Genomic DNA, 6,228 nt, shown 5'->3' with positions numbered 1-6,228 from the left:
CCCTAGGATCCATGCCGTGACGCCGGCCGAAAGGCGAAAACGGTTGAGAAAACAGGCCAAGCAGGGCGAGGCACAGGGAGCCTTGTTCCGCACCGTTGTGGAGCACAGAGGTAACGGCATGGATCCTAGGGTCTGCGCCGCGTCGCTTCGCTCCTTGCTTCGCCCTAGGATGACGAAGAATGGGTACGGCCGCTCTTTGCCGTTGGGCAAAGGGGAGCGCACCTAATGGACACCTTCCGCGACAAACTCATCCCCGTCACCTCGATCCTCGCTGGGGTGGTCGTGCTCTGGTATGTCTTCGCTGTCATCCTCAACGCGCCGTTCCAGCGCGATCTCGACCGTCGCGCCGGTGAGACCTCCACGTTCAGCGAACTCATCGGCAAGACGCTGTCGCAGCCGAAGCCGACATTGCCGGCGCCGCATCAGGTGGCGGTGAATTTCTTCGAGAACACCTTCCTGCGGCCTATCACCTCGAACCGCAGCCTGGTCTACAATGCCTGGGTGACGCTGTCGTCGACGCTGCTCGGCTTTGCCTTCGGCACCGCGCTCGGCATCATTATTGCGGTCGGCATTGTCCATGTGGCGACGCTCGACCGCAGCCTGATGCCGTGGATCATCGCCTCGCAGACCATTCCCATCCTGGCGGTGGCGCCGATGATCATCGTCGTGCTGGGGGCGATCGGCATCAGCGGCCTGATCCCGAAGGCGATGATCTCGACCTATCTGTCATTCTTCCCGGTGACCGTCGGCATGGTGAAGGGGCTGCGCTCACCCGAGATCATGCATCTCGACCTGATGCACACCTACAATGCCAGTCGTGCGCAAACCTTCTGGAGATTGCGCGTGCCGGCCTCGGTGCCGTTCCTGTTCACCTCGATGAAGGTGGCGGTGGCGGCAAGCCTGGTCGGCGCCATCGTCGGCGAACTGCCGACCGGTGCGGTCGCCGGCATCGGCGCCAAGCTGCTCGCCGGCGCCTATTACAGCCAGTCCATCGACATCTGGTCGGCGTTGGTTGCTGGGTCTGTGGTGGCAGCACTTCTCGTCATGGTTGTCGGCATTGCCGGGCGCCTCGTCGACCGCGCCATGGGCGGGAGGCCGGCATGAACTGGCTGAAACCCTCCTGGCAGGCGGTGTCGGCGATCGTGCTGTGCCTGATCGCGGTCGCGCTCGGCCCGATCGCCGCGCCGAAAGTCGATGCGCTGGCGCAGCCTGCAGGGACGTTGATATATCCCTATGTGGCGACGACTTGGCTGATCTTCGGCGTGCTGCTTCTCGCCGCTTTGATCTCGATGACCAGAATACCGTCCGTCGTCGAAGCGGTTGTGCTTTTCATCGGCGCGCATCTGGCCGCCTGGCTGCTGATTGGCGGCATCACCGGTTTCGAGGGCCTGGCACGGGCGCCCTATTTCCTGCTGCTCACGGGTGCCTGGCTGCTTGGCTGGCGCTGCGTCGCCGTCCTGTCGGGCCTTCGCCCGATGGCAAGCTGGGCGCGGACCGCGTTGCGCCTGATCATCCCGGCCATCTTCGGCGCCTGGATACTGATCATCTGGGAAGCGGTGACGCGCGGGGCCGGCATTCCCTTCATCCTGTTGCCGCCGCCAAGCGCAATCGGCGCGCGCATCGCCGGTTCGCTGCCGGTGCTCGGCGCGGATGTCCGGCAGACCATCTTCAAGGCGGTGATCTTCGGCTATGTGGTGGGCAGCGGCGCCGGCTTCATCACCGCAATCCTCGCCGACCGTGTGCCGTTCCTGCGGCGCGGGCTCTTGCCTATCGGCAACATGGTCTCGGCGCTGCCGATCATCGGCGTCGCCCCGATCATGGTGATGTGGTTCGGCTTCGACTGGCAGTCCAAGGCGGCTGTTGTCATCATCATGACTTTCTTCCCGATGCTGGTGAACACGGTCGCCGGTCTGGCCGCCTCCGGCCATATGGAGCGCGACCTGATGCGCACCTATGCGTCGGGCTACTGGCCGACGCTGCTGAAGCTCAGGCTGCCGGCCGCCGCTCCCTTCATCTTCAACGCGCTGAAGATCAACTCGACGCTGGCGCTGATCGGGGCCATCGTCGCCGAGTTCTTCGGCACGCCCGTCGTCGGCATGGGCTTCCGCATCTCGACCGAGGTCGGGCGGATGAACATCGACATGGTCTGGGCCGAAATCGCAGTTGCAGCACTTGCGGGTTCGGTCTTTTATGGCGTGGTCGCTCTTGTCGAAAGAGCCGTCACGTTTTGGCATCCCTCTGTCCGTGGTGGATAGGGGCGGTGGGTTTAGTGCACTAACTTCAGAGGGTAAAAAAATGAAAAGACTGATTATTCCCGTTCTGGCCGGCGCGATGTCGCTCGCCGCTTTCCAGGCAATGGCCGCCGACAAGGTGACGTTGCAGCTGAAATGGGTCACGCAGGCCCAGTTTGCCGGCTACTATGTCGCCAAGGCCAAGGGTTTCTATGAGGCCGAAGGTCTCGACGTCGACATCAAGCCGGGCGGTCCCGATATCGCGCCCGAGCAGGTGATCGCCGGCGGCGGCGCCGATGTCATCGTCGACTGGATGGGCGGTGCGCTGGCCGCCCGCGAAAAGGGTGTGCCGCTGGTCAACATCGCCCAGCCGTTCAAGAAGGCAGGCATGGAGCTGGTCTGCCCGAAGGACGGCCCGATCAAGACCGAAGCCGACTTCAAGGGTCACACACTAGGCGTCTGGTTCTTCGGCAACGAGTATCCGTTCTACGCCTGGATGAACAAGCTCGGCCTCAAGACAGACGGCGGCCCGGACGGCGTCACCGTCTTGAAGCAGAGCTTCGACGTGCAGCCCCTGATCCAGAAGCAGGCGGATTGTATCTCGGTCATGACCTACAACGAGTACTGGCAGTTGATCGACGCCGGCTACAAGCCCGAACAGCTGACCGTGTTCAACTACTCGGCCATGGGCAACGACCTGCTTGAGGACGGGCTCTATGCGTCCGAAGACAAGCTCAAGGACCCGGCCTTCGAAGATAAGATGGTGCGTTTCGTGCGCGCCTCGATGAAGGGCTGGAAATACGCCATTGACAACAATGACGAAGCCGCTGGCATCGTCATGGACGGCGGTGGCCAGGACGAGAACCACCAGAAGCGCATGATGAGCGAAGTCGCCAAGCTGATCGACAATGCCGACGGCAAGCTCGACCCGGCGACCTACGAGCGCACCGCCAAGGCGCTGCTCGACCAGAAGATCATCACCAAGGAGCCGACTGGCGCCTACACCACCGCCATCACCGACAAGGCGGTCAAGTAAGCCTACTGCGCATGATCTCGAGACGCGGCGCCTCCGGCAGAAATGTCAGAGGCGCCGTTCCTTTATGGTGTTCATGACGAAGCTGGTCTCGATCGAGGCGACGCATTTCAGCCGCGCGATCTTTTCCTTGATGAAGCGCTCGTATTGTTCGAGGCTTCCCGTCACTACTTTCAGCACATAGTCGCGCGAACCGGTGACGAGGTGGCATTCCAGCACCTCGTCCCAGCCGCGGATCGCGTCCTCGAACATGACGATCTCGTCCTCGTTCTGGCGGCTGAGCCGGATGGTGGCGATGGCGACCATGCTCCAGCCGAAGGCTGAGGGATCGACCAGGGTGGTGTAGCCTCTGATGACGCCGGTCTCCTCCAACCGCCGCACCCGTCTCAGGCAGGGCGACGGCGACAGGCCGATCCGCTCGGCAAGCTCATTGTTGGTGATGCGGGCGTCGGCCTGCAGTTCGCGCAGAATCCTGCGGTCGAAATCATCGGCTATCTTCTGCTGCACTTTCCGTCTCTCCGGGCAATTTGTTGCGGGAATGCGGCCATGAGAGCCCAAAAATAGCAAGGACTGGCGGAACGGGATCGCATAAATTGCCGTTCACTATGTCACTCGAACAGGCAGGAAAGCTCATGACCGCGCCACGCCCGTCGAAAACCCATATCGGCAACCACAAGCTCCACCCGGAGACGCTGATGCTGAGCTATGGCTTCGATCCGCAACTTTCGGAGGGCGCGGTCAAGCCGCCGGTGTTCCTGACCTCGACCTTCGTGTTCAAGTCGGCGGAAGAAGGACGCGACTTCTTCGACTACACCTCCGGCCGCAAGGAGCCGCCGAGCGGCACGGCGTCGGGCCTGGTCTATTCGCGCTTCAACCATCCCAACAGCGAGATCGTCGAGGACCGGCTGGCGATCTATGAGGGGGCGGATGCCTGCATCCTGTTTTCATCCGGCATGTCGGCGATCGCCACCACGCTGCTCGCCTATATCAGGCCGGGCGACGTCATCCTTCATTCGCAGCCGCTTTACGGCGGCACGGAGACGCTTCTGACGCGCACGCTCTCCGGCTTCGGTATCGGCGCGGTCGGTTTCGCGGACGGCGTCGACGAGACGGCGGTGCGCTCCGCCGCCGATGCGGCCGTCGCGAAGGGCCGCGTGTCGGTCATCCTGATCGAAACGCCGTCAAACCCGACCAACAGCCTGGTCGACATCGCGCTGATGCGCAAGATCGCCGACGAGATCGGCGCGAGCCAAGGGTCGACGCCGATCGTCGTGTGCGACAACACGCTGCTCGGCCCGGTGTTCCAGCGGCCCATCGAACATGGCGCCGACGTGTCCGTCTATTCGCTGACCAAATATGTCGGCGGCCATTCCGATCTCATCGCGGGCGCCGCCATGGGCAGCAAGGCGGTCACCAAGCCGATCAAGGCGCTGCGCGGCGCGATCGGCACGCAGCTCGACCCGCATTCCTGCTGGATGCTTGGCCGCTCGCTGGAGACGCTGTCGATCCGCATGGAGCGGGCCAACGACAATGCGCGCCTGGTCGCCGAATTCCTGCGCGACCATGCCAAGGTCGAGAAGGTGCATTACCTTCCGTTCCTGGGCGAGGAAACGCCGGCTGGCCGCACCTACAGGGCGCAATGCACTGGTGCCGGCTCGACCTTCTCCTTCGATATCAAGGGCGGCGAGAAGGCGGCTTTCGCCTTTCTCAACAACCTGCAGATATTCAAGCTGGCGGTGAGCCTGGGCGGAACGGAATCCTTGGCCAGCCACCCCGCGGCCATGACCCATTCGGGCATACCCTTCGAGGTGCGCGAGCGCATCGGCGTGCTGGAGACCACGGTCAGGCTGTCGATCGGCGTGGAGCACCCGGACGATCTGATCGCCGACCTGACCCAGGCGCTGGCAGCCGTCTGACGCCGCCGGTATCGCGCGGTCCATTAGTCTGCACGTAAGTGTTACTCGCGCGCAGCCATTCGCTCTTATAAGCCTTGTGCCGATACATCCGCGCGCCGGGGAGCCGTGGCTGGATGTCATCAGCAAACGGAGATTCTCATGCGTATCCAATTCTTGGCGCCGATGCTTTCGGCACTGGCCATCTCGGTGTCCTTCCTTACGGCGGCGCCGGCCCTGGCCGAGACGGTGAAGCTGAAAGCGACGCTCGACGGCGCCCAGCAGAACCCGCCGGTGACCACGAAAGGCAAGGGCACCGCAGCTCTTACCTTCGACACGGCCACGAAGAAACTCAGCTGGAACGTCAAATATTCCGGCCTCAGCGGGCCGGCGACCGCCGGGCATATTCACGGCCCAGCCGCGATGGGTGAAAACGCCGGGGTAGCGATCCCGTTCAAGGGCAAGCTCAAGAGCCCGATCAAAGGGTCGGCCGTGCTGACCGACGCGCAGGCCGCCGACCTGATGGGCGGCAAGGACTATGTCAACGTGCACACGGCAGCCAACAAGGACGGCGAAATCCGCGGACAGATCGAGACCGCCAAGTAGCGCAAGCCGCATGACAAAAAGGGGCGGGCGACCGCCTCTTTTTTTGTTTGGACTACGCCTTGTCGCGTATCTGCGTCATCGTCTTGGTCGGCGTGATCGCTTCGGGGTCGAGGCGGATTTCCACGATCGCCGGCTTGCCGCTGGCGCGGGCACGTTCGAAGGCGGGAGCGAAATCGGCGGTCTTGTCGACCGTTTCGCCATGGCCGCCATAGGCGCGGGCGAGGGCCGCGAAATCGGGGTTCTTAAGATCGGTGGCGACGACGCGGCCGGGATATTCGCGCTCCTGATGCATGCGGATGGTGCCGTAGATGCCATTGTTGACGACGACCACAATGATAGGCAGGTCATACTGCACGGCGGTGGCGAATTCCTGCCCGTTCATCAGGAAGCAGCCGTCGCCGGCGAAGGCGACCACGGTGCGCTCCGGGAACAGCTCCTTGGCGGCGACGGCCGCAGGCGTGCCATA

The 6,228-nt window shown here is 63.2% G+C and carries 7 protein-coding genes; 5 read left to right on the top strand and 2 right to left on the bottom strand.

The genetic code is table 11. The features are described 5' to 3' along the window. Window positions 1–225: 225 nt before the first annotated feature. Genes EOC06_RS30550 through EOC06_RS30540 form a run of 3 tightly spaced genes read left to right on the top strand, consistent with a single transcriptional unit; the run spans window position 226 to window position 3,267 of the window. On the top strand, window positions 226–1,104 hold the full coding sequence (locus EOC06_RS30550; protein WP_127272550.1) for an ABC transporter permease: 879 nt from the start codon (window positions 226–228) through the stop codon (window positions 1,102–1,104). Next, complete coding sequence (locus tag EOC06_RS30545) at window positions 1,101–2,255, top strand: ABC transporter permease (protein WP_128309542.1); 1,155 nt, start codon at window positions 1,101–1,103, stop codon at window positions 2,253–2,255. Before EOC06_RS30550 ends, EOC06_RS30545 begins: the two co-directional genes overlap by 4 nt. A 40-nt stretch (window positions 2,256–2,295) precedes the next feature. Beyond that, window positions 2,296–3,267, top strand: coding sequence for an ABC transporter substrate-binding protein (locus EOC06_RS30540; RefSeq protein ID WP_013894623.1), 972 nt, complete (start codon window positions 2,296–2,298; stop codon window positions 3,265–3,267). A gap of 45 nt (window positions 3,268–3,312) precedes the next feature. Here EOC06_RS30540 and EOC06_RS30535 read toward each other — a convergent pair whose 3' ends face one another. Then, the gene (locus EOC06_RS30535) at window positions 3,313–3,771 is read right to left on the bottom strand and encodes an Lrp/AsnC family transcriptional regulator (protein ID WP_127271209.1); all 459 of its coding nucleotides are present in this window, start codon (window positions 3,769–3,771) and stop codon (window positions 3,313–3,315) included. 125 nt (window positions 3,772–3,896) lie between these two features. On the opposite strand from EOC06_RS30535, the gene EOC06_RS30530 reads away from it, so the two are divergent. Together EOC06_RS30530 and EOC06_RS30525 are read left to right on the top strand one after the other, a co-directional pair. Then, window positions 3,897–5,180: a cystathionine gamma-synthase family protein gene (locus EOC06_RS30530; protein ID WP_128309541.1), complete on the top strand. Its 1,284-nt coding sequence runs from the start codon at window positions 3,897–3,899 to the stop codon at window positions 5,178–5,180. Between the two features lie 138 nt (window positions 5,181–5,318). Continuing rightward, entirely contained in the window at window positions 5,319–5,762 is a 444-nt protein-coding gene (locus EOC06_RS30525; RefSeq protein WP_128309540.1) for a CHRD domain-containing protein, read from the top strand. Between the two features lie 52 nt (window positions 5,763–5,814). Here EOC06_RS30525 and EOC06_RS30520 read toward each other — a convergent pair. After that, on the bottom strand, window positions 5,815–6,228 hold a 414-nt coding region (locus tag EOC06_RS30520; protein WP_245470228.1), incomplete at its 5' end, for a thiamine pyrophosphate-dependent enzyme.

The sequence above is a fragment of the Mesorhizobium sp. M7A.F.Ca.MR.362.00.0.0 genome, assembly GCF_004023175.1.
GTDB lineage: Bacteria > Pseudomonadota > Alphaproteobacteria > Rhizobiales > Rhizobiaceae > Mesorhizobium.
This window is presented reverse-complemented; position numbering and strand designations above follow the sequence as displayed.

Bases quoted from the DNA above. Each gene is read 5' to 3' on its own strand.
- EOC06_RS30545 (WP_128309542.1), top strand. From the start codon at position 1,101: ATGAACTGGCTGAAACCCTCCTGGCAGGCGGTGTCGGCGATCGTGCTG.
- EOC06_RS30530 (WP_128309541.1), top strand. From the start codon at position 3,897: ATGACCGCGCCACGCCCGTCGAAAACCCATATCGGCAACCACAAGCTC.
- EOC06_RS30550 (WP_127272550.1), top strand. From the start codon at position 226: ATGGACACCTTCCGCGACAAACTCATCCCCGTCACCTCGATCCTCGCT.
- EOC06_RS30525 (WP_128309540.1), top strand. From the start codon at position 5,319: ATGCGTATCCAATTCTTGGCGCCGATGCTTTCGGCACTGGCCATCTCG.
- EOC06_RS30540 (WP_013894623.1), top strand. From the start codon at position 2,296: ATGAAAAGACTGATTATTCCCGTTCTGGCCGGCGCGATGTCGCTCGCC.